This is a genomic window from Gordonia sp. NPDC003504 (genome assembly GCF_053587995.1).
This window is the reverse complement of the sequence record NZ_JBSFPC010000001.1, coordinates 817,583-838,621: the sequence shown is the minus strand read 5'-3', so window position 1 is coordinate 838,621 and position 21,039 is coordinate 817,583. Positions and strand designations below refer to the sequence as shown.

The following is a 21,039-nucleotide window of genomic DNA, read 5'->3' as shown; positions in this document are numbered from 1 at the left end:
CTCGCTCCGGGTGTCGTTGTGCGACATCGTCGTGGTGTCGAACAACGAGGAGTCGCCATACCTACGTCATACCTACACGGTCGACGGCGAGTCGAGAATTGCGCGGCATGACCTCCTGAGGACCTGATCACCCATTTTCGGGAAGGTGTGCCGTATGGCGATGTGGCTGCCGTCGTCTACGGTCGCGTCGTCCGGCAGGCCGTCGCCGCCGGCGGTAAGGCCAGAGCCCACGTCCTCGACAGGATGATTGCCGCGGGTGGCCGTCGCGAACGGGTGACGCTTGTGACGCGCAACGGCGCGGATCGCAAGGGCCTGCCCTGTGGGCCTGCCCTGTTCACCCCTGGCGAAATATCGCCGGGAACAAAGAACCCGCCACCGAGGTTGAGTCGGTCAGACTGAACTTTGGAGGTTAGTTAGATGTCACAGACATACTCAGTGCCCGTCCTGTTCGTCCCTGACCTGGTCGTCCTGCCCGGCATGGTGGTGCCGATCCCGCTCGACGACGCGGCTCAGGCGACGATCGACGCGGCCCGGGCCAGTGAGTCCGGCAAACTGCTGATCGCTCCGCGCCTGGACGATCGGTACCCGACCCATGGCGTGATCGCCTCGATCGTGCAGGTGGGTCGCATCCCCGGCGGCCAGACGGCTGCCGTGGTGAAGGGCGAGAAGCGTGCACACATCGGCAGCGGCGCACCCGGTCACGGCAATGCGCTGTGGGTCGAGGTGACCGAGGTCGATGACGGTGAGGCCACCGCCGAGACCAAAGCCCTTGCCGCCGAGTACAAGAAGCTCGTCCTGGCCATGCTCCAACGTCGCGAGGCCTGGCAGATCATCGACGCGGTCAACAAGATGACCGACCCGTCTGATCTCGCCGACACCTCCGGCTATTCGTCGTGGCTCGACGACACCCAGAAGCGGCAACTGCTCGAAACCTCTGACGTCGCAGAACGGCTCGGGCTGCTCATCGACTGGACCAGCGAACACATCGCCGAGACCGAGGTCTCCGACAAGATCGCCGACGATGTCCGCAACGGAATGGAGAAGCAGCAGAAGGAATTCCTGCTGCGTCAGCAGTTGAACGCCATCCGCAAGGAACTCGGCGAGGACGAGCCCGACGGCGCCGACGACTACCGCGGCCGCGTCGAAGCCGCCGACCTGCCCGACAACGTCCGCGAAGCGGCGTTACGTGAGGTCGGCAAGCTTGAGCGATCCAGCGATCAATCACCTGAAAGTGGTTGGATCAGAACGTGGTTGGACACCGTCCTGGATCTACCGTGGAATGTCACCACCACCGACTCCACCGACATCACGGGTGCGCGTGAAATCCTCGACGCCGATCACCACGGGCTCGAGGATGTCAAGGACCGCATCGTTGAATACCTGGCCGTGCGGGCCCGGCGTGCCGAACGTGGCCTGCAGGTCGTCGGCGGACGTGGTTCCGGAGCCGTGATGGTGTTGGCCGGTCCGCCCGGCGTCGGCAAGACGTCTCTGGGTGAGTCCGTGGCCCGTGCCCTCGGCCGCAAGTTCGTGCGCGTCGCCCTCGGCGGCGTGCGCGACGAGGCCGAGATCCGCGGTCACCGGCGTACCTACGTCGGTGCTCTGCCCGGTCGTATCGTGCGTGCCATCGGCGAGGCGGGATCGATGAATCCCGTTGTACTGCTGGACGAGATCGACAAGGTGGGCTCTGACTACCGGGGTGACCCGGCGGCGGCGCTGCTCGAGGTCCTCGACCCCGCGCAGAACCACACCTTCCGCGATCACTACCTCGATCTGGATCTGGACCTGTCCGACGTGGTGTTCCTGGCGACGGCCAACGTCGTCGAGAACATCCCGGGACCGTTGCTGGACCGGATGGAACTGGTGACCATCGACGGCTACACCGAGGACGACAAGGTGGCCATCGCCCGCGATTACCTGCTCCCGCGGCAGCGTGAGCGTGCGGCGCTGACCGACGAGGAGATCTCGGTGACCGACGACGCGCTACGGGAGATCGCGGCCAACTACACCCGCGAACCGGGTGTGCGTCAGTTCGAGCGGTTGCTCGCCAAGCTGATGCGCAAGGAGGCCACAAAGATCGAAAACGGCACGGCGACAACACCGGTCATCGTCGACACGGCGGATCTGAAGGACGATCTGGGTCGGCCGCGGTTCACTCCCGAATCCGAGGAGCGTACCGCGGTGCCCGGCGTCGCGACCGGTCTGGCGGTCACCGGAATGGGTGGCGACGTGCTGTTCATCGAGGCCAACCGCACCGATGCCGGCGAGGGCAAGGGTGGGCTGCAACTGACCGGCCAACTCGGCGACGTCATGAAGGAGTCCGCGCAGATCGCACTGTCCTACGTCCGTGCCCACGCACGTGAACTGGGCATCGATCCGCGTAACCTCGAGGGCACCATCCACGTGCACGTGCCCGCGGGTGCGGTCCCCAAGGACGGCCCGAGTGCCGGCATCACGATGGTGACGGCCCTGGCGTCGATGGCGACCGGCCGCAAGGTGCGCGCCGAGGTCGGCATGACCGGCGAGGTGACGTTGAACGGACGGGTCCTGCCCATCGGTGGGCTCAAGCAGAAACTGCTTGCGGCACAACGCAACGGGTTGACCCAGGTGTTCATCTCGCCCCGTAACGAGGCCGATCTCGACGACGTCCCCGCGGAGATCCTCGAGGCCGTGACGGTCACGCCGATCGCCGACGTCGCCGACATCGTCGCGGCTGCGTTGGAGCCGATTGCCGATGAGGTGACGACGGCCGCCTGACACGGTAGAACCTGCAGAGGCCGCTGGGTGTTTCGCCCGGCGGCCTTTGCTGTGTTTGAGATGCAGCTGTGTATGAGATGCAGCTGTGTATGGGATGCAACGGGTGACGCGCAAACGACCCAGGCGTTACAGTCGGTTGCAGGTGTTAGAGCAGCCTGGCACCGCTGCGCTCGTATCCGCGACGCATCCGGTGGCACAGCCCCGCCGCCGCTGACACCCATGGCCGAAGCCGGGATCCATCCCTGGAGGCAATATGTCCGAGAACGAGAATCTGTACACGACCCGGGATTCGGGTGCTCCTGCCGGGAGTGATGAGCACTCACTCACCGTTGGCGCCGCGGGCCCCATCGTTCTGCATGATCACTACCTGATCGAGCAGATGGCACAGTTCAACCGAGAACGCATCCCCGAACGCCAGCCACATGCGAAGGGAAGCGGCGCATTCGGCAGCTTTGAGACCACCGCCGACGTATCGTCGTATACCTGCGCGGGAATCTTCCAGCCCGGCATCAAGACCGACATGGTGGCCCGATTCTCCACCGTCGCCGGTGAGCGCGGCAGCCCCGACACCTGGCGCGACCCGAGGGGTTTCGCCCTCAAGTTCTACACCGACGAAGGTATCTACGACATGGTCGGCAACAACACGCCGGTCTTCTTCGTCAAGGACCCGTTGAAGTTTCAGCACTTCATCCGGTCGCAGAAGCGGCGAGCCGACAACAACCTGCGCGACCACGATATGCAGTGGGACTTCTGGACGCTGTCGCCGGAGTCGGCGCACCAGGTCACCTGGCTCATGGGTGACCGTGGTATCCCGAAGACGTGGCGGCACATGAACGGGTACAGCTCGCATACCTATCTGTGGGTGAATGCCGAAGGCGTGAAGCACTGGGTGAAGTATCACTTCATCACCGACCAGGGCGTGGAGTTCTTCACCCAGGACGAAGCGGATCAGATGGCGTCGGCCGACACCGATTTCCACACTCGTGATCTGTTCGAGTCGATTGCCGCGGGCGACCATCCGAGTTGGACCCTCAAGGTGCAGCTGATGCCGTTCGACGATGCGGTGTCCTACCGGTTCAATCCGTTTGATCTGACCAAGGTGTGGCCGCATGGTGACTATCCACTGCATGAGGTCGGGAGAATGACCCTGCACACCAATCCGACCGACAATCACGCACAGATCGAGCAGTTGGCGTTCGAACCGAACAATGTGGTGCCCGGCATCGGGTTCAGTCCCGATCGGATGCTGCTGGGCCGAGTGTTCGCCTATGCCGACGCGCACCGCGCCCGATTGGGTGGTAACTACAAACAGATTCCGGTGAACGCGCCCCGCAACGAGGTACACAGCTACTCCAAAGATGGTGCTATGCGCATTGTTCCGGTCTCCGACCCGGTGTACGCGCCCAACTCGAAAGGCGGACCGGCGGCGGCTTACAGCGGCCAGCCGGAACCACAGTGGGCCGCCGACGGGCAAATCGTGCGCAGTGCCTATGTCGACCATCCCGAGGACGACGATTGGGGACAGGCGGGCACCATGGTCCGCGAGGTTCTCGACGACGCGGCCCGCGACCGGCTGGTCGACAACGTGGTGGGCCATCTGCTCAACGGGGTCAGTGACCCGGTACTGGCGCGTGCCTTCGAATACTGGGGCCGCATCGATCCCGGTGTCGGGGCACGGATCAAAGAGGGCGTGGCGGCCAAGGCCGACGAGCCCGATCCCAAGAAGTCCGAGCAGGGTAATCCGGCGCGCACGTCGATGCAGCAGAAGGTGTAGTCCGACGTCGGCGACCTGATGGTCGAACACCGCGGGAGACCCGAGGGGTTCATCCTCGGGTTTTACCGTCGCCGGACGGGGACAGCGCAGCAATGATCACCTGCCTTCGATCCGAAGGAGTGCCGCAGGGCATCAACGGAGAGGTTCCCTCCGACGTCGTGTCCGCATACGGTTGAGGCGGAAAGTTATCTCGTCGCCGTGGTCGAAGGACTCGTCGGCGCAGTCGAAGGAGTTCGCCATGACCACCCTGCCCGAGATCACCGACGCCGAGATGCAGACGGTCCTCGAGTACGCCCAGCCCTACGTCGTGGCCGTCCTCAAAGCCGGGCCGGCGTACGGGAGCGACGAGGCACCGGGCATCATCCGGGAGCACGGTCGTCGACTGATCGCGTTGCGCAAGGCCGGTGACCTGGTGGTCGTGCTGCCGGCCCAGGACGACACCGATTTCTGCGGTGTCGGCGTCTTCGACCGCTCCGTCGAGACGGTCACCCAGCTCATGAACGACGATCCGGCGGTGCAGACGGGCGTCTTCACCTTCGACGTGCATCCCGTCCAGGGTTTTCCGGGCGACGCGCTGCCCCCGGCGTCGAAATAACCGCCCGAAACGCCTGACGGCATCGTTCGCGGGGAACCGAACCCACCCGTGCGAGCCGAACCCACCCGCGCGAACAACCTCAGAAACCCGTCCGAACCAGCAGATACGCGCCATGAAAGAAAGTTGAGCGAAACTCGCTCAACTTTTTTGTCGATTCCGGGAACATACTCGCACCACGCCCCGTTGAAACCATCGAGAACCTGAGCCATACAGGCTCAACTCGACTTGACTGAGACCGACTCAACCAGTAGGACATGAGTCGGACGCACTGAAGTCTGGGTCTGGCGGTCAGGTTTGCCAGACCCCTGCGTGCCGAGTTCACCGAACTCGACCGCGGGACCAAGACCTTGGGTGCACACCCATGAACTAGGAGGAATCGCAAAGATGTCTCGTGCTGTTGGAATCGACCTCGGCACCACGAACTCCGTGGTGGCGGTACTCGAAGGCGGCGAGCCCGCCGTCATCGCCAACGCCGAAGGCTCGCGTACCACCCCGTCGGTCGTCGCGTTCGCGCGTAACGGCGAGGTGCTCGTCGGGCAGCCGGCCAAGAACCAGGCGGTCACCAACGTCGACCGCACCATCCGCTCCGTCAAGCGCCACATGGGCGAGGGTGACTGGAGCGTCGCCATCGACGACAAGAAGTACACCCCGCAGGAGATCAGCGCTCGTACGCTGATGAAGCTGAAGCGCGACGCGGAGGCCTACCTCGGTGAGGATGTCACCGACGCGGTCATCACCGTGCCCGCATACTTCAACGACGCACAGCGTCAGGCCACCAAGGAAGCCGGCCAGATCGCCGGCCTCAACGTCCTGCGCATCGTCAACGAGCCGACCGCCGCTGCCCTGGCCTACGGCCTGGACAAGGGTGAGAAGGAACAGACCATCCTGGTCTTCGACCTCGGTGGCGGTACCTTCGACGTCTCGCTGCTGGAGATCGGCGACGGTGTCGTCGAGGTCCGGGCCACCTCCGGTGACAACAACCTCGGTGGTGACGACTGGGATCAGCGCATCGTCGACTGGCTGGTCGAGAAGTTCAAGAGCTCCTCGGGCATCGACCTGACCAAGGACAAGATGGCCATGCAGCGTCTGCGTGAGGCTGCCGAGAAGGCCAAGATCGAATTGTCGGCCTCGCAGTCGACCTCGATCAACCTGCCCTACATCACCGTCGACGCCGACAAGAACCCGCTGTTCCTCGACGAGCAGCTCTCTCGTAGCGAGTTCCAGAAGATCACCTCGGACCTGCTCGAGCGCACCCGCGCTCCGTTCCAGGCGGTCATCAAGGACGCCGGGATCTCCGTCGGCGACATCGATCACGTTGTGCTCGTTGGTGGTTCGACCCGTATGCCGGCCGTCACCGAACTGGTGAAGGAACTGACCGGTGGACGTGAGCCCAACAAGGGTGTCAACCCCGACGAGGTCGTCGCCGTGGGTGCCGCACTGCAGGCCGGTGTGCTCCGCGGTGAGGTGAAAGACGTTCTGCTGCTTGATGTCACCCCGCTGTCCCTCGGTATCGAGACCAAGGGTGGCGTGATGCACAAGCTGATCGAGCGCAACACCACCATCCCGACCAAGCGCAGCGAGACCTACACCACGGCCGAAGACAACCAGCCGTCGGTGCAGATCCAGGTGTACCAGGGCGAGCGTGAGATCGCCTCGCACAACAAGCTGCTCGGCAGCTTCGAGCTTGGCGGCATTGCGCCTGCGCCGCAGGGCGTTCCGCAGATCGAGGTGACCTTCGACATCGACGCCAACGGCATCGTGCACGTCACCGCGAAGGACAAGGGCACCGGCAAGGAGAACTCCATCCGCATCCAGGAGGGTTCCGGCCTGAGCAAGGACGAGATCGACCGGATGATCAAGGACGCCGAGGCCCACGCCGACGAGGACCGCAAGCGTCGCGAGGAGGCCGAGACCCGTAACCAGGCCGAGTCGCTGGTCAACCACACCGAGAAGTTCCTCAAGGACAACGAGGACAAGGTGCCGGCCGAGGTCAAGGACAAGGTCAACACCGCCATCGGCGAGGCCAACGAGGCTCTCAAGAGCAACGACATCGCGGCCATCAAGAGCGCGATCGAGAAGCTTTCGGCGGAGTCCCAGGAAATGGGTCAGGCTATCTACGCCGCATCCGCGGCCGAGGGCCAGGCCGCAGGCGCCGACGGTGGCTCCGCGACCGCCGGTGACAACGACGTCGTCGACGCCGAGGTTGTCGACGAGCCGAACTCCGGGGACACCAAGTGACCCAGAGTGGGCCCGAGGCCGGTTCGGCCGCCGGGGGCCACGCCCCCGGCGACGAGCCGATCACGGTCACCGACCGTCGGCGCATCGATCCGGAAACCGGTGAGGTGCGTCCCGAGGGTGAACCGACCCCCGACGCCGGAAGCGCACCTGCTTCCGGCGAGGAGCCGGCCTTGGAAGAGGCGAAGGCCCCGGCGACCGACGAGGTCGCCGAGCTCACTGCCGCCCTCCAGCGTGAACGCGCACAGTTCGCCAACTACAAGCGGCGGACCGAGGAGGAGAAGCAGGGGCGAGTCGCCTACGGCAAACAGGTATTGATCGAGAAGCTGCTGCCGATCCTCGACGATCTCGACCGGGCCCGCGAGCACGGTGATCTCGAGTCGGGACCGCTGCGTGCGGTGGCCGACAAGTTGGCCGGCAGCCTGAGTTCGGAAGGACTCGTCAAGTTCGGGGAACCGGGCGACGTGTTCGATCCGGAACTGCACGAAGCCGTCCAGAACGACGGCAGTGGTGCCGAGCCGGTCCTCGGTGCGGTGTACCGCAGCGGGTACCGCCTGGGTGACAAGGTGATCCGGACCGCGATGGTTACGGTCACCGACCCGGCGCCGACCGGCGCATCGGGCGCCCAGGACGCGCCCACTGGTGCACAATAAGCACCTACACGCTCCCCCGGTGATGCGCGGAAACGCCACTGGCGAACCGCGCCTCACCGGGGGCGCACACATACTTCAACCAGACATGTTCATAACGAAGGAGGTGACGTCTGGTGGCTCCACAACGAGAATGGCTTGAACGCGACTTCTACAAGGACCTCGGCGTTGCTTCTGATGCTTCGTCTGAAGAGATCAAGAAGGCTTACCGCAAGCTCGCCCGCGAGCTGCACCCCGACGCCAATCCCGGGGACACGCAAGCCGAAGAGCGCTTCAAGCGGGTGTCCGAAGCCCACAGCGTGCTCGCCGACGCCGACAAGCGCAAGGAATACGACGAGACGCGCGCCATGTTCGCCGGCGGTCGATTCCGCGGCGGCGGCAACGGTTTTCCCGGTGGTTTCCCCGGCGGAGGTACCCGGTACTCCACCGAGACCGGCGCCGACTTCAACATCGGCGACCTGTTCGGCGGTGGCGGCGGGGAGGGCGCCGGCGGATTCGGCGATCTCTTCGAGGGATTGTTCAACCGCGGCGGCTCCGGTGGCGGCGGCACCCGCACGTCGACGGCGACCCGTCCGCGTCGGGGCAACGATCTCGAGACCGAGACGACGTTGTCGTTCGCGGACGCGGCACTGGGTACGACCGTCCCACTTCGGGTGACCAGCCCGGCGCCGTGCACCACCTGCCACGGCAGTGGCGCCAAGCCGGGCACCAGCCCGCGGGTCTGCCCGAACTGCAACGGTTCCGGCTTCGTCAGCCGCAATCAGGGTGCGTTCGGATTCAGCGAACCCTGCCAGGACTGCCAGGGCACCGGCTCCCGGATCGACGATCCGTGCGCCGACTGCGACGGCAGCGGCGTCAAGGTGCGTTCGCGCACCATCAACGTCCGCATCCCGTCGGGCGTCGAGGACGGCCAACGCATCCGGCTCGCCGGACAGGGCGAGGCCGGGCGCCGCGGTGCGCCGTCGGGTGACCTCTACGTCGTCGTCCACGTGACCGCCGACAAGGTCTTCACCCGCAGCGGCCACGACCTGCGTGTGCAGCTGCCGGTGAGCATCTCCGAGCTGGTGCTCGGGGCCACCGTGTCGGTGCCGACCCTCGAGGGATCGGTGGGCGTCAAGATTCCGCCGAACACCAGCGACGGTCGCACCCTGCGGGTTCGTGGACGCGGAGTCCCCAAGCGGGCCGGCGGTTCCGGTGACCTGTTGGTGACCGTCAAGGTCGAGGTTCCCCGCAAGCTCGACGACGCCGCGGTCGAGGCGATGCACGCCTACGCCGAGGCCGAGAAGGCCAGCGGATTCGATCCACGGGCGGGCTGGGGGCGATGAGTCATGGCCGAACAGCACCGACCCGGAACTGATCCCCGGGAAACCAGCGCGACCTTCATGATCTCGGTCGCCGCCGAGCTGGCCGGCATGCATGCGCAGACCCTGCGCACCTACGACCGGCTCGGCCTGGTGACGCCCGAACGCACCAGCGGCGGTGGGCGTCGCTACTCGACGCGCGACGTCGAGGTGCTTCGTGAGATCCAGCGTCTCTCCCAGGAGGAAGGCGTCAACCTCGCCGGGATCAAGCGGATCATCGACCTGACCAATCAGGTCGATGCCCTGCAGCAACGACTGCACGAACTGCAACGCGAGGTCGAGGTCCACCGAGCCCGTCGCGGCGGTGAGCTCGTCCCCGTCCCGCGCACCAATGCGCTCGTCGTGTGGCAACCGCGTCGGCGGCGTGGCGACGACTGAGCGTAACGATCACCACCCTCACAACCGAATAACGTGCGACCCCGGTGCACCGGATCGGCCGACTTCTCACAGCGGCCTGATCTGTTGCCCACCGGGGTCGCACGTTAGTGTGTGGCGTCGAATGCCGGTTGGATGAAGGAGGCGACGGTGAGCCAGTCCCCGGATCTCAACATCACCGGGCCAGCAGTGCTCGGGGTGTCGGTGTTGGGTGAGGAGATCGCCTCGGTTGTGCTTGACGCGGCCGGTGAGATCGTCGCCAGCAACTTCGTCGACCTCGCCGACGATTCCCCGGAATCGGCGTTGACCGCCCTCACCGAGCTCGTCGATTCCGCCCCCTTCGAGATCGACCACATCGTCACCACCTGCGCACGCCCCGACGTCCGCGCCCACCTCGACTTCGCGGTACACGGTCCGGGAGCTCCGGCATGGGCCGCCGCGGTCGTCTTCGTCGACCTGCCCGCCGCGTTGGCGCAGGTGGCCGGGCGGGAGGCCGGTGGCATCGTCGGTGTCGTCGCGCTGGATCAGTCCGGTGCACTCACCACCGGGGACACTCTCGCGCTGGTCGACGCGACGGCGGCACGCACCATCCGGACCGCGCAGGTGTCGCCTGCCGACGCGCATTCGTTGAGCGATGCCGCCGGTGCCACCGCGGCCGCCGATCTGCTGCGTCCCCTGACCGTCGATCCCAGCCCGGCGAGGTTCTTGTGCGTCGGGTCGGGGGCGCAGTTGCCCGAGGTGGTCTCGGCCGTGGCCGCGGCGACCCACCGACCCGCCACCGCGGTCGCCGCACCGGTGTTCGCCGTCGCCCAGGGCGCCACCGCGGTGGTGCTCGCCGACACCCGGGCCATCCCCGTCGGTGCCGCGTTCGGCGGTGCTGCCATCGGCGGTGCTGCCGTAGGTGGTGCCGCGGTCGGGCATACCGCACCCGCCTTCGCCGACGACGCGGCGCCGACCACCGCCCTCGGGTCGCACGGCCTGCGCTGGTGGGCGATCGGCGGCGCGGCAGGAGTCGCGGCACTGTTGTGCCTGGCGGTGCTGGTGGCCTTGTTCACCGGCGTCGGCTCCGAGACCCCGGCGTCGGTGACGTCGACGACGACGGTCACCGGCACCACCGGCGAGGTCACCGTGACCCGCGCGGGGGATCCGGTGACGCAGACCGTCGTCGATCAGCAAACCGTCACCGAGACGGCGACGCCGCCGACGGTCACGCGCACCACGGCGCAGACCGTCACGCAGACGCAAACGCAGACGCAGACAGCGACGGAGACGGTGACCGAGTCGGCGACCGCGACGGTCACCGAGAACGAGACCATCTACGAGACCACGACCGTCACCGAGGGACCGCCCTGATCGGGGGGTGAGCCGCACCTCACGCGGAGCGGACGTCGAAAGGCTGCAATCAGAACATCGGGTCGTGCTGGATGAGGCTGGCCCGCACACCGGCGATGATCAGGCCGCGGCGGGTGTTCTCCACCATCGCCGGTGACCCGGTGATCAGCGTCTGGCGGTCTTCCCACGGGCCGGCCGCGGCGACCACGTCGACGAGCGTGCCGATGCGGTGGTCGATGCCGAGAGCCGCCGGATTCACCGGATGGTCCAGCCACCAGGGATTGGTCGTCTCCTCCGAGACCGCCGTGACCGTCAGCCACGGATTGGTTGAGGCGATCCGCCGCAGGACCGGCAGGTCGTAGAGTTCGCCGGGATGGCGGGCACCGTAGAAGACATGTGTCGGCGGGGTGTCGCCCCGGGTCGACATCTCGATCAACAAGGCGCGCAGCGGTGCGAGTCCGGTTCCGCCGGCCACCATGAGCACCTCACGGTCACGGTCGATGTGCAGGGTGCCGTGCGCCTGCCCGAACGTCCACACGTCGCCGACCTGCGTTTCCTGGACGATCGAGGTGCTGACGCTGCCGCCGGGTACCGCCCGGACGTGGAATTCGAGTTCGCCGTGCGGGTTGGGCGGAATCGCCGGTGACAGATTGCGCCACGTCTTGGGCCACTGCGGGATCTGCGTCTCCAGGTACTGCCCGGTGTTGAACGTCAGCGGCGCCTTCGACACCAGCCGCACGACGGCCAGTCCGCGGGTGATGCGGAACTTCTCGACGACCTCCGCCGTCCACGTCGCCGGGCCCGCCGCGGTCTGCGCGGCACCGCGCATCACGCCGGTCACCAGCATCATGGCCTGACCGACCGTGCGTTGCGCGTCCTCGTCCCACTGGTCACGAAGCAGCGAGGCGAACTCGCCCATCAACGCCTGGTAGATCGCCTGGTAATGCTCGGGCAGGACCCCGTACTTGCGATGGTCGCGCCCGAGTTGGCCGAGGAACTCGACGAGTTCCTGCTGCCCCGACGGTGCGGGGATCACCTCGAGGACGTGGTCGATGACGTGGTAGAACGCCTGCCGCTGCAGCGACATCATCACGCCGAAGAGTTCCCGCAGGTCCGGGTCGACGGCGAACAGGCGCGTGTACAGGTTCGACGTGAAGCGTTCCGGATCGCGGTTGATCAGCTCACGGAGGTGATGCAGCACATGGCGCGAGTGATTCGCCACGGTCCACCTCCCAAACGTCGTTGTTGCGCCCGACGGTCCAACGGTTGTCCGCGTGCGGCGCCCACCCATTGTGCCTCGTGGGCTCGGATGTGACGGCGAACCCGCCCCTCTCGCGTGTACCGCGAACGGCCGCATGCCGGGCCGAACAGATGTGATCAACCCGTGACTATGGCAATGTCGGGGCATGGCCACCATCGACGACCTGATCCCCGGGATCGTCGACGCGCACGTCCAACAGTGGAATCCACGCCGGGCGCCCTGGTCGGGTAGCCGATTGGTACGCGGATACCGTTTTGTGCCGGGCATGGGTGACCGGGTGTTCTCGGTCGCGGTGCCGCAATCCGAACGGGAATACCTGTTGACGCCACGATCGGTCGCGCGGGCCTACGAACCCCGACACTACGGCGCCGACATCGCTCCCGTGTCCGGTGCGATCGGGGTGCCGATCGAATCGGTCGTCATCTCCGAATCGTATTGGCGGCTGCCGGAGTCCGAAGAACCCGAGGCGACGCGCAATGCTGTCGACGAGGCCCGGTACCTGATGGGTTTGCCGTTCGGAATGGGGGTCGCACCCGCCCTCGGGGCGGTCATGGTGCGCGCCGATCCACGTTCGGCGGGTTTCGGCGAGCGCCTCGACGCGCAGATCGAGGTCTGTGATCGCATCCGCGGCATTCAGACCACCGCCACCCGCCATCCCGATCCAAAAGTACGTTCCGGTGGTGCCGTCGACGGTGTGCTGGCATCGGCGGCCTTCCTCACCGGGATCGAGGCGGTCGCGCAACGACGCCTCGCTGTCGAGGTGTTCGTGTATTCGCATCAGCTCTACGACGTGGTCACCCTGGCTCGCGAGTTCCCGGACACCACCATCATCGTCGACCATTTTGGCTGTCCGGTAGGTGCTTTCGGGCCGGTCGGCACCCGGACCGGCACCACCGCGGCCGCACGTGCCGACATTCTGCGTCTCTGGCGTGAACGCATGACGACGCTCGCCTCACAGCGCAACGTGGTGATCAAAATGTCGGGTTTGGCGCTGCCGGTGCTCGGCTACGGTCGACAGTCCATGGGTAACATCGGGACTCGGCAGACGCTGGTCGAGATGGTGGGGCCGCTGATGCAGCACATCGTCGCCCACTTCGGTGCCAGCCGCGTGATGTTCGGGTCCAACTTCCCGATCGACAAGCCCAATGCATCCGTCGACATGCTCGTCGGCGGCCTGCTCGACGTCCTCGAACCCTGGGGAGATACCGTGGTGCGCAACGTCTTCCGCAACACCGCACGGCGCGTATATCGGATCGGCGACGACTGATCCTCACTCCCGCCCCCGTTCTCGCTGACAGCGCTCACCTCCCCGCTGACAGCGCTCACCTCCCCGCTGACAGCGCTCTCAATCTCGTTGACAGCTCCCATCTTTCCCGCTGGTGCGGCCGTCCTCCCGCCGGTCGAGCCCGACGAGGCGCCGGCCGAGGAGGTGTCGAGACTTCCGAGAGCAACGCTGGAAACCACCAAAGACATTGCACCTCAACGCAACCAACCGCGACGACGCGTCACCCCGACGGGCACGGGAACGTCACGCAACGCCCGCGAGATGATCTCGACGAACTCCCCACATGTCTGATAGCGGTCCGCGGGATTCTTGGCGAGGGCCTTGGCGAACACCGAGTTCAACGACGATGGGAGCCAATCCCGTCGGCCGGTGAGCTTCGGAGGTTCGTCGCGGATATGGGCGTAGGTGATCGCGAAGGGGGTCGTGCGCGGGTACGGCGGCAACCCGGTGAACAGCTCGACCAGTGAACACGCGAAGGCGTAGACATCGGTTGCCGGTGAGAGTTGTTGTGCTTGAAGTAATTCCGGCGCCGCGTAGGCGACCGAACCCTGCACCCGGCCGTTGCGGGCGAGGGGGCGGGTGTCGTCGAGGAACCGGGCGATGCCGAAGTCGGTGAGGAGGGCATCGGTGGTGTCGTCGGTGGTGGTGAGCAGGATGTTGGCGGGTTTGACGTCGCGGTGCAGAATGTCCTTGGAATGGGCGTAGTCCAGCGCGGCACCGATTTGTTGGGCTACCCGCAGCACCGCCGACACCTGGGGTTGCTGGTCGTAGCGCGGGATCAGGTAGATCGCCGACGGCCCGGCCACATACTGCATCGCCAACCACAGGGCGGTGTGCCGGGGATGTCCATGATCACCGAGGGCGACTTCGCCACTGGAGTCCATCGCCACGATGTTGGGGTGATGCAGCAGCGATGCGATCGCGAACTCGTGCTCGAAGCGTTCGCGGGCGTGCTCCACGCCGTGAAGGTCGGTGCGCAGCACCTTCAACGCCAACGGAGTCGCCTCGTCATCTCGATGCACGCGGTAGACGTCGGCGCTGCTGCCGTGGCCGACGACCGCATCGATGGTGAACCCCGCCACCACCTCACCCGAGGTGAACATGCGCACAAGAGTAGCCAGGACCGTGCGATTGAGGAATCCGACGAGTCGGGGACGCGGACGGCGTGGGCGCGGACGGCGTGGGCTACGTCTTGGGGGTCAGCCGGAAGATGGGGAAGACGCGGCCCTCCGCGGTCTCGGTGTACTTCAGAAACTGATTCGACGCGGACACGAAGCCCTGCCACGCCTGTTCACGCTCGACAGGGTTGAGTTCGGTCGCGGTCGCGGGGAAGGTCTCGATCCCGGCCTTCTCCCCGGCCACCTCGATGGTGATGTTCGGGTGCTTGCGCAGGTTGTGCACCCAGGCGGGATCTTTCGGTGAGCCGGCCGCGCTGCCGATGATGAATCGACCGCCCGCGCCGTCGGGCAGGGACATCAGCGGGTTGACGCGTTCGGCGCCGGACTTCGCACCGATCGAGTGGACGAGGACGAGATGGCGACCGAAGCCTGCAGTGGTCACGGTGCCGTCGTTGGCGCGGAATTCATCGATGATGGTCTGGTTGAAGTCGCTCACCTGCTCCAGTGTGCGCGATCGTCGGGATCGTGTCGTGAACTCGGGGAAATGGTCCGCGAGCAACCGGGAGAACACCTCGAATCTCACCACGCGACGAACGCGACGATTCCGGACGCCTACCCTTGATCCATGACCACAGTGGATCTGAGCGAGTTGCGTGCCGAATTGCCCGAGCAGATGGTGGTCTCCGATCCGGACATCCTCGCCGGGTACCGCCAGGACCGTGCTGCAGATCCCGGCGCCGGAACACCCCTGGCGCTCATCCGCCCGACGACCACCGAGCACGTCCAGACGACGGTGCGGTGGTGCGCAGCACACGCGATACCGATCATCACCCGTGGCGCGGGCACGAGCCTCTCGGGTGGGTCGACGGCGGTCGACGGCGCGGTGATGATCTCCACCGAGAAGATGCGCGAGTTGACCATCGACACCGCGACCCGTACCGCGGTGGTGCAACCGGGCCTGTTCAACTCCGAGGTCAAGGCGGCTGCGGCGGCACACGATCTCTGGTACCCGCCGGACCCGTCGTCGTTCGAGATCTGCTCCATCGGCGGCAACGTCGCCACCAATGCGGGCGGCTTGTGTTGCGTGAAGTACGGCGTGACAACCGATTACGTGCTCGGCATGGAGGTAGTCCTCGCCGACGGGCGGGCATTGCGCCTCGGCGGCAAGCAACTCAAGGATTCTGCGGGACTGTCACTGACGAAGCTGTTCGTCGGGAGCGAAGGGTTGCTCGGCATCATCACCGAGGTGACGCTGCGTCTGCTGCCGCCGCAGGCGTCGGCGTGCACCGTCGTCGGCACGTTCTCCTCGGTTCACGACGCCAGCGAGGCGGTTCTCGCGATCACCTCGAAGATCCGACCGGCGATGCTGGAGTTCATGGACAAGGTCTCGATCAACGCCGTCGAGGACATGCTGCGCATGGGGCTCGATCGTGAGGCCGGCGCGCTGCTCGTCGCCCAATCCGACGCACCCGGACCCGCCGGCGTCGCCGAGGTGAGGATCATCCGCGAGGCCTTCGAAACCCATGGTGCCGCGGACGTTTTCGACACCTCCGACGCCACCGAAGGGGAGGCGTTCACCGCCGCACGACGCGCCGCGATCCCGGCGGTGGAAAAGCTGGGCTCGCTGCTCCTCGAGGATGTCGGGGTGCCACTGCCCGCGCTACCCGCCCTCATCGACGGCGTCGCGTCCATCGCCGACCAGAACGACGTGATGATCTCGGTCATCGCACATGCCGGTGACGGCAACACGCACCCGTTGATCGTTTTCGATCCCGAGGACGCCGATGAGGCGCAGCGCGCGCAGCAGGCCTTCGGTGAGGTGATGGATCTCGCGATCTCGTTGGGCGGCACAATCACCGGTGAGCACGGGGTCGGTCGGCTCAAGAAGGCCTGGCTGCCCAACCAGGTGGGCCCGGACGTGATGGCCCTGACGGCCGCGATCAAGCAGACGCTCGATCCGGACGGTCTGCTCAATCCCGGCGTGCTGCTGTAGTTCGCGCCGGCTTGGGGGCCCAGCGGCTCGACCGGCAGCAGTGGGGTCGCCCAATCGGCGAAAAAGGTTGGGCTAATCGACTATTCGAGTCTCAGCGGCCCGTCCACCGCGGCGGCCGCTTACCGACGAAGGCACTGATCCCTTCGATCGTGTCCTGGCTGATCAACAGCGCATCGAGCACGTTCGAGGTCTCGTCGATCGCGTCGTCGGGGTCGTCGATCCGCTCGGCGTCGGCCATCGCCTGGAGCGAGGCCCGCACCGACGTGGGTGAGGCGGCGAGGATCTCCTGCGCCACCTCGCGGGCGACGTCGAGGGCGCGGGTGTGGTCGGCGATGCGGCTGACCAGTCCGATGCGGTAGGCCTCGGCGGTGTCGATGCGACGGCCGGTCAGGATCATGTCGCGTGCCAGTGCCGGCCCGATCGCTCGCGGAAGTCGGACCAATCCGCCTGCGGCCGCGGCCAATCCGACCTTGACCTCGGGTAGTCCGAAGCTCGCCTTCTCGTCGGCGACGACGATGTGGCAGGCCAGCGCGATCTCCAGGCCGCCGCCGAGCGCCACACCGTTGACCGCGGCGATCACCGGTTTGGGGCGGTCGCGCCGTGACGTCAGCCCGCCGAAGCCGTTCTTCGGGACGGCGAGCAGGGCGTCACCGGCCATGTGCGCCAGGTCGTTCCCGGACGAGAACGCCTTGTCGCCGGCACCGGTCAGGATCGCCACCCACAGCTCGGGATCGGCGAAGTACGCGTCGAAGATCTCATCCAGTTCTTCGTTGGCCTTGGGGTTCAGCGCATTCCGCGATTCCGGACGATTGATCGTGACCTCCAGGATGCGACCATCGCGACGAACGTCGATGTGCTCGTACCGATCCCGGAGCGCCGGTTCCCGATGCGGGAACAATTCCGCCATCCGTTCAGCCGAGATCGATACCCGGTTACCGCGGGCGAACGAACGGGCGAAGACGCGAGTGCTGATGGGCTCGTCGGCGGTCGCGAGCAGGTCGATCAGGTCGTCATCACCCTCGGCGGTATTCGCGACGAAGCGGTTACCGTCGTCGAGGCGTCCGACGACGATGCCCCGGCGGCGTCCTTGCTTGTCGGGTTCGGTCAGGGTGTAACTCTCGACGACAGCCGGACCGTCGGCGAGCCGTCGTTCGTGAACCGTTGGTACCGAGTCGAGTTCACGTTGGCGGCCGGCGTCGTCGCCGCGCTGCCAGGGCGCCGGGGTGGCCGAGTACACGCCGACCGAGTACTTGCTCATCAGGCCGCCGTTGGCCGCGACGAGACCGGTGCTGCCCGGTGTGCGGCGGACCCGCTCGACGATCGCGGCGATCGCGTGCATCGAGTAGTTGTTGCCGGCACCGCCGAAGTAGGGCAGGCCGCCGGTGACGGTGAGGCCGCGCGGATCGTCGGCGGCCAGCCCGAATGCGTCGCACACGTTGAACACGGCGATCGGGAAACAGCTGTAGATGTCGAGGACGTCGACGTCGCTCAGGCCGACGGAGGCCATGTCCAATGCCGAGCGCACTGCCGCGATGGATGCCGGACTCGTCGACAGGTCCGGCCGCCGCATCAGCGGGCGTTCACGCAGATCGGCATGACCGTGCAGGAACACCCAGCGGGACTCCTCGATGCCGAGGTCACGGGCGGCGCGCACCGACATGATGACGGTGGCCGCGGCCTGATTGACCTGATCACGGGCGACGAGCAGGCGGGTGTAGGGATCGGCCAGTACCCGATTGCCCGCCGACACGGTGGCGACCTCGTCGACGGTACGGCGCTGCGGCGAGGCGGCATGCGGATTGTCGGCGGCGACCACCGACATCGGCGCGAACAACTCCGCCATCGACCGGGCGTACCCGGAGCGCGACGAGCCGAGACGATGTCGTCGCGCATTCTCCAGCAGCGCGTACTGGGTGATCGGTTCGAGCAGCCCGTGCCGCGCCTCCTGCACCGAGGTCAGGCCGGCGAGCCCGAAGCCACGGTCTTCGTGGGAGCCGGGCACCTGCTCGGTGAAGTCCGGCCGGTCGGCCGCGTCGGCCGACCGCGCATGACGCACCGTCGAGATGACCTCGGCACCGAAGACCACCACGGCGTCGCTGTCGCCGTCGGCGATGCGTTGCGCGAACTCGGTGACCAGCTTTTGCGGGCTCTGACCGCCCACCACCTCGGTGATCGCGCCGGCCGGATTCATCCCGGTCCGGGTGGCGACGGCACGGGGCATGTTGTCGGGGCGTCCCAGCGGCGACGACGACAACGGACTGGACACCTCGAACGACCGCACCGCGGCGACGGTGTCGATCCGCGGCGCGAGGACATCGGCGTCGAGCCCGGAGTCGGCGAGTGCCGCTACGACCGCACGCGCGGCGAGATCGGCCTCGCCGAGCGCGCAGTAGTCGGGATCGTCGAGACGTTCGGAGGCTTGACCGACCCCGACGATGACGGGGGTGGACGGGTCGAGTTCGCTCACGGGCACGTCGTCGCGCATGTGTGTCCTCTCGGACGGGGTTGAGACAGGTCGCCATGATCGTGTCATGCGGCGTCGGGAACGCCGGCGGTCACCCCGCGTCACCGAGCATTCGATACGTCCCTGTCGACAGAGCTCGCCGTCGTCGGAGTACCGGAGGCGGCATCGGGGCGTTACCGGAAATGTCCGAAGACCGCGCGCGAGAAACGTTCAGAGTAACCAAGATCACGGAAATGGAAACGTCTCGGGAAACGGGGGGTGAATTGCGGTGATCGGTGAATTGCGAGGAACTTCATAATGATTCGGTGGTGGTTCCCGGTGACCGCGACGCCATGGCGGTCGGTCGCTGCCGTACCGCCGCCGATGGTGCAGAATTCTCGCAAGAGGTGGGTTCCGTCACGATCCCCGGGTGTAACGGGGATGTCGGACGGAGCGAAGACGGAGACAATACCGACACGCGAGACGATGGCCGGCCGAGCTCGTGTGCCGCATAGCAGGTGGCAGCGGACGCCGACGGACCGATGTCCGATACAGCCGTTGTGATCCGAGAGGTGGGCAGGTGAGCGTGGTTCGACGGCGTCATGCGGTCTCCGCGAGTGGTGGTCGGCAGACCTGCCGCCCCGAGGTGGTGGACCGCACGCCGCGACATCCCCTCCGCGTCGCGGTGTGCGGTCCACAGTGTTGCTGCCATGTCGCCGCGGCATCCCCTCCGTGCCGCGGAAACGTAGTCCGTGATCCCCCCGATGTGACGTAGCACCCCCTCGGTGCTGCGTCACGAGCCGCGATGGCTGCGTGCGCCGATCAGTTGTTCTTGTCTCCTTTTTGATCGTGCAGGAACGACTTTAGAGCAACTAATGTCAATCATCGAGTATGAAGATCAAGGAGTTTTGACAATCTGTGCCTGATGATTCGTTCACATCGTTAGGCTGGGGAAAGGGTTATCATGCGTGACCTCGATCTGCGACGTCTCCGGATGTTCGTCGAGGTCGTCGAGGCGCCATCGCTGAGAGTGGCAGCGGAGCGTCTGTTCATCTCGCAGCAGGCCTTGTCGGCGGCCATCCGGGACCTCGAACGACAACTCGGGGTGCAGTTGTTCTCGCGGTCCCGGCGTTCGTTGACGCCGACGCCGGCGGGTAAGGCCCTCTACGAGGGTGCCGTGCCGCTGTTGGCCGGTGGTGCGCACCTGGCGTCGGAGGTGCGGATGATCGATGCCAGCAATCCCGATCCGTACACGATCGGGCACACTCCCGGGCTGGCGCCGTCGGAGGTCTTCGAGATCATCGAGGGTGCCGTGCTGGCCGATCCGTCACTGCCGATCACGGTGCGGCCGTTGTCACCGTCGGCCATCCGGGAGGAGATCCTCGGCGGCAACATCGACCTCGCGCTGGCGCGTAGCCGCGAGGTGCCGCCCGATCTCGCGGGTGCGACGGCGACTCGGCACAAACTCCGGTTGGCGGTCAATGCCCATCACCCGCTCGCCGCCAATGCGACGTGCGCGATGAAGGATCTCGAGTCCTGCCAGATCGTCGTGTCGGAATTGGAGGAGGACTACGTCAACATGCTCGTGTCCTACTGCCGACGGTCCGGGTTCGAGCCGAAGATCATCGCCTCCACGCTGAGGGGGACGCCGCCGCACATGGCGGTGATCACTCACCCGGAGGCGTGTGCGTTCGTCACCAATCAGCCGGGCTGGCTGTACGGCAATCAGATTCGGATCGTCGAGTTCGACGATCCGCCGATGACCCCGGTGATGGCGCTGTGGCTGCCGAACACGGCGCCGAGGATTCGGAACCTGATCCTCGACGCGGTGGGGGTCAGCGTGGAGACCGAGCTGATCTGAGG

15 protein-coding genes are annotated in these 21,039 nt (G+C 66.3%); 11 read left to right on the top strand and 4 right to left on the bottom strand.

The window, feature by feature from the left end; translation table 11 throughout:
• Nucleotides 1-417: 417 nt before the first annotated feature.
• The 8 genes from lon (at nucleotide 418) to ACWDPV_RS03685 (ending at nucleotide 11,097) form a co-directional block, all read left to right on the top strand.
• Entirely contained in the window at nucleotides 418-2,754 is a 2,337-nt protein-coding gene (gene lon / locus ACWDPV_RS03720) for an endopeptidase La (RefSeq protein WP_449741798.1), read from the top strand.
• Between the two features lie 253 nt (nucleotides 2,755-3,007).
• Nucleotides 3,008-4,528: a catalase gene (locus ACWDPV_RS03715; RefSeq protein WP_449741797.1), complete on the top strand. Its 1,521-nt coding sequence runs from the start codon at nucleotides 3,008-3,010 to the stop codon at nucleotides 4,526-4,528.
• A gap of 238 nt (nucleotides 4,529-4,766) precedes the next feature.
• Entirely contained in the window at nucleotides 4,767-5,123 is a 357-nt protein-coding gene (locus tag ACWDPV_RS03710) for a hypothetical protein (protein ID WP_449741796.1), read from the top strand.
• Nucleotides 5,124-5,507: 384 nt separating this feature from the next.
• Nucleotides 5,508-7,361, top strand: a complete 1,854-nt coding sequence (gene dnaK, locus ACWDPV_RS03705; RefSeq protein ID WP_449741795.1) for a molecular chaperone DnaK — start codon at nucleotides 5,508-5,510, stop codon at nucleotides 7,359-7,361.
• On the top strand, nucleotides 7,358-8,011 hold the full coding sequence (gene grpE / locus ACWDPV_RS03700; protein WP_449741794.1) for a nucleotide exchange factor GrpE: 654 nt from the start codon (nucleotides 7,358-7,360) through the stop codon (nucleotides 8,009-8,011). The genes dnaK and grpE overlap by 4 nt, the downstream gene beginning before the upstream one ends.
• A gap of 113 nt (nucleotides 8,012-8,124) precedes the next feature.
• Nucleotides 8,125-9,333, top strand: a complete 1,209-nt coding sequence (dnaJ, locus tag ACWDPV_RS03695; RefSeq protein WP_449741793.1) for a molecular chaperone DnaJ — start codon at nucleotides 8,125-8,127, stop codon at nucleotides 9,331-9,333.
• Nucleotides 9,334-9,336: 3 nt separating this feature from the next.
• Nucleotides 9,337-9,747 (top strand): heat shock protein transcriptional repressor HspR, encoded by a 411-nt coding sequence (locus tag ACWDPV_RS03690; protein ID WP_449741792.1) that lies wholly within the window; start codon nucleotides 9,337-9,339, stop codon nucleotides 9,745-9,747.
• Nucleotides 9,748-9,894: 147 nt separating this feature from the next.
• Nucleotides 9,895-11,097: a hypothetical protein gene (locus ACWDPV_RS03685; RefSeq protein ID WP_449741791.1), complete on the top strand. Its 1,203-nt coding sequence runs from the start codon at nucleotides 9,895-9,897 to the stop codon at nucleotides 11,095-11,097.
• A 49-nt stretch (nucleotides 11,098-11,146) separates the two neighbouring features.
• Here ACWDPV_RS03685 and ACWDPV_RS03680 read toward each other — a convergent pair whose 3' ends face one another.
• Entirely contained in the window at nucleotides 11,147-12,298 is a 1,152-nt protein-coding gene (locus ACWDPV_RS03680; RefSeq protein ID WP_449741790.1) for an FAD-binding oxidoreductase, read from the bottom strand.
• A gap of 184 nt (nucleotides 12,299-12,482) precedes the next feature.
• On the opposite strand from ACWDPV_RS03680, the gene ACWDPV_RS03675 reads away from it, so the two are divergent.
• Nucleotides 12,483-13,604: an amidohydrolase family protein gene (locus ACWDPV_RS03675; RefSeq protein WP_449741789.1), complete on the top strand. Its 1,122-nt coding sequence runs from the start codon at nucleotides 12,483-12,485 to the stop codon at nucleotides 13,602-13,604.
• A 212-nt stretch (nucleotides 13,605-13,816) separates the two neighbouring features.
• Here the strand turns inward: ACWDPV_RS03675 and ACWDPV_RS03670 are convergent, their stop codons facing one another.
• Together ACWDPV_RS03670 and ACWDPV_RS03665 are read right to left on the bottom strand one after the other, a co-directional pair.
• Entirely contained in the window at nucleotides 13,817-14,725 is a 909-nt protein-coding gene (locus ACWDPV_RS03670) for a serine/threonine-protein kinase (RefSeq protein ID WP_449741788.1), read from the bottom strand.
• An 82-nt stretch (nucleotides 14,726-14,807) separates the two neighbouring features.
• Nucleotides 14,808-15,236 carry a nitroreductase family deazaflavin-dependent oxidoreductase gene (locus tag ACWDPV_RS03665; protein ID WP_449741787.1) on the bottom strand — a complete coding sequence of 143 codons (429 nt, stop codon included), beginning with the start codon at nucleotides 15,234-15,236 and terminating at the stop codon, nucleotides 14,808-14,810.
• Nucleotides 15,237-15,365: 129 nt separating this feature from the next.
• On the opposite strand from ACWDPV_RS03665, the gene ACWDPV_RS03660 reads away from it, so the two are divergent.
• Nucleotides 15,366-16,733: an FAD-binding oxidoreductase gene (locus ACWDPV_RS03660; RefSeq protein ID WP_449741786.1), complete on the top strand. Its 1,368-nt coding sequence runs from the start codon at nucleotides 15,366-15,368 to the stop codon at nucleotides 16,731-16,733.
• A gap of 91 nt (nucleotides 16,734-16,824) precedes the next feature.
• Here ACWDPV_RS03660 and ACWDPV_RS03655 read toward each other — a convergent pair whose 3' ends face one another.
• On the bottom strand, nucleotides 16,825-19,218 hold the full coding sequence (locus tag ACWDPV_RS03655) for an acetyl-CoA acetyltransferase (RefSeq protein WP_449741785.1): 2,394 nt from the start codon (nucleotides 19,216-19,218) through the stop codon (nucleotides 16,825-16,827).
• A gap of 922 nt (nucleotides 19,219-20,140) precedes the next feature.
• On the opposite strand from ACWDPV_RS03655, the gene ACWDPV_RS03650 reads away from it, so the two are divergent.
• Nucleotides 20,141-21,037 carry a LysR family transcriptional regulator gene (locus ACWDPV_RS03650; RefSeq protein ID WP_348809889.1) on the top strand — a complete coding sequence of 299 codons (897 nt, stop codon included), beginning with the start codon at nucleotides 20,141-20,143 and terminating at the stop codon, nucleotides 21,035-21,037.
• Nucleotides 21,038-21,039 lie beyond the last annotated feature (2 nt).

Coding starts and splice junctions, on each gene's coding strand:
- lon (WP_449741798.1), top strand. CDS start 418: ATGTCACAGACATACTCAGTGCCCGTCCTGTTCGTCCCTGACCTGGTC.
- ACWDPV_RS03715 (WP_449741797.1), top strand. CDS start 3,008: ATGTCCGAGAACGAGAATCTGTACACGACCCGGGATTCGGGTGCTCCT.
- ACWDPV_RS03710 (WP_449741796.1), top strand. CDS start 4,767: ATGACCACCCTGCCCGAGATCACCGACGCCGAGATGCAGACGGTCCTC.
- dnaK (WP_449741795.1), top strand. CDS start 5,508: ATGTCTCGTGCTGTTGGAATCGACCTCGGCACCACGAACTCCGTGGTG.
- ACWDPV_RS03690 (WP_449741792.1), top strand. CDS start 9,337: ATGGCCGAACAGCACCGACCCGGAACTGATCCCCGGGAAACCAGCGCG.
- ACWDPV_RS03675 (WP_449741789.1), top strand. CDS start 12,483: ATGGCCACCATCGACGACCTGATCCCCGGGATCGTCGACGCGCACGTC.
- ACWDPV_RS03670 (WP_449741788.1), bottom strand. CDS start 14,725: ATGTTCACCTCGGGTGAGGTGGTGGCGGGGTTCACCATCGATGCGGTC.
- ACWDPV_RS03660 (WP_449741786.1), top strand. CDS start 15,366: ATGACCACAGTGGATCTGAGCGAGTTGCGTGCCGAATTGCCCGAGCAG.
- ACWDPV_RS03655 (WP_449741785.1), bottom strand. CDS start 19,218: ATGCGCGACGACGTGCCCGTGAGCGAACTCGACCCGTCCACCCCCGTC.
- ACWDPV_RS03650 (WP_348809889.1), top strand. CDS start 20,141: ATGCGTGACCTCGATCTGCGACGTCTCCGGATGTTCGTCGAGGTCGTC.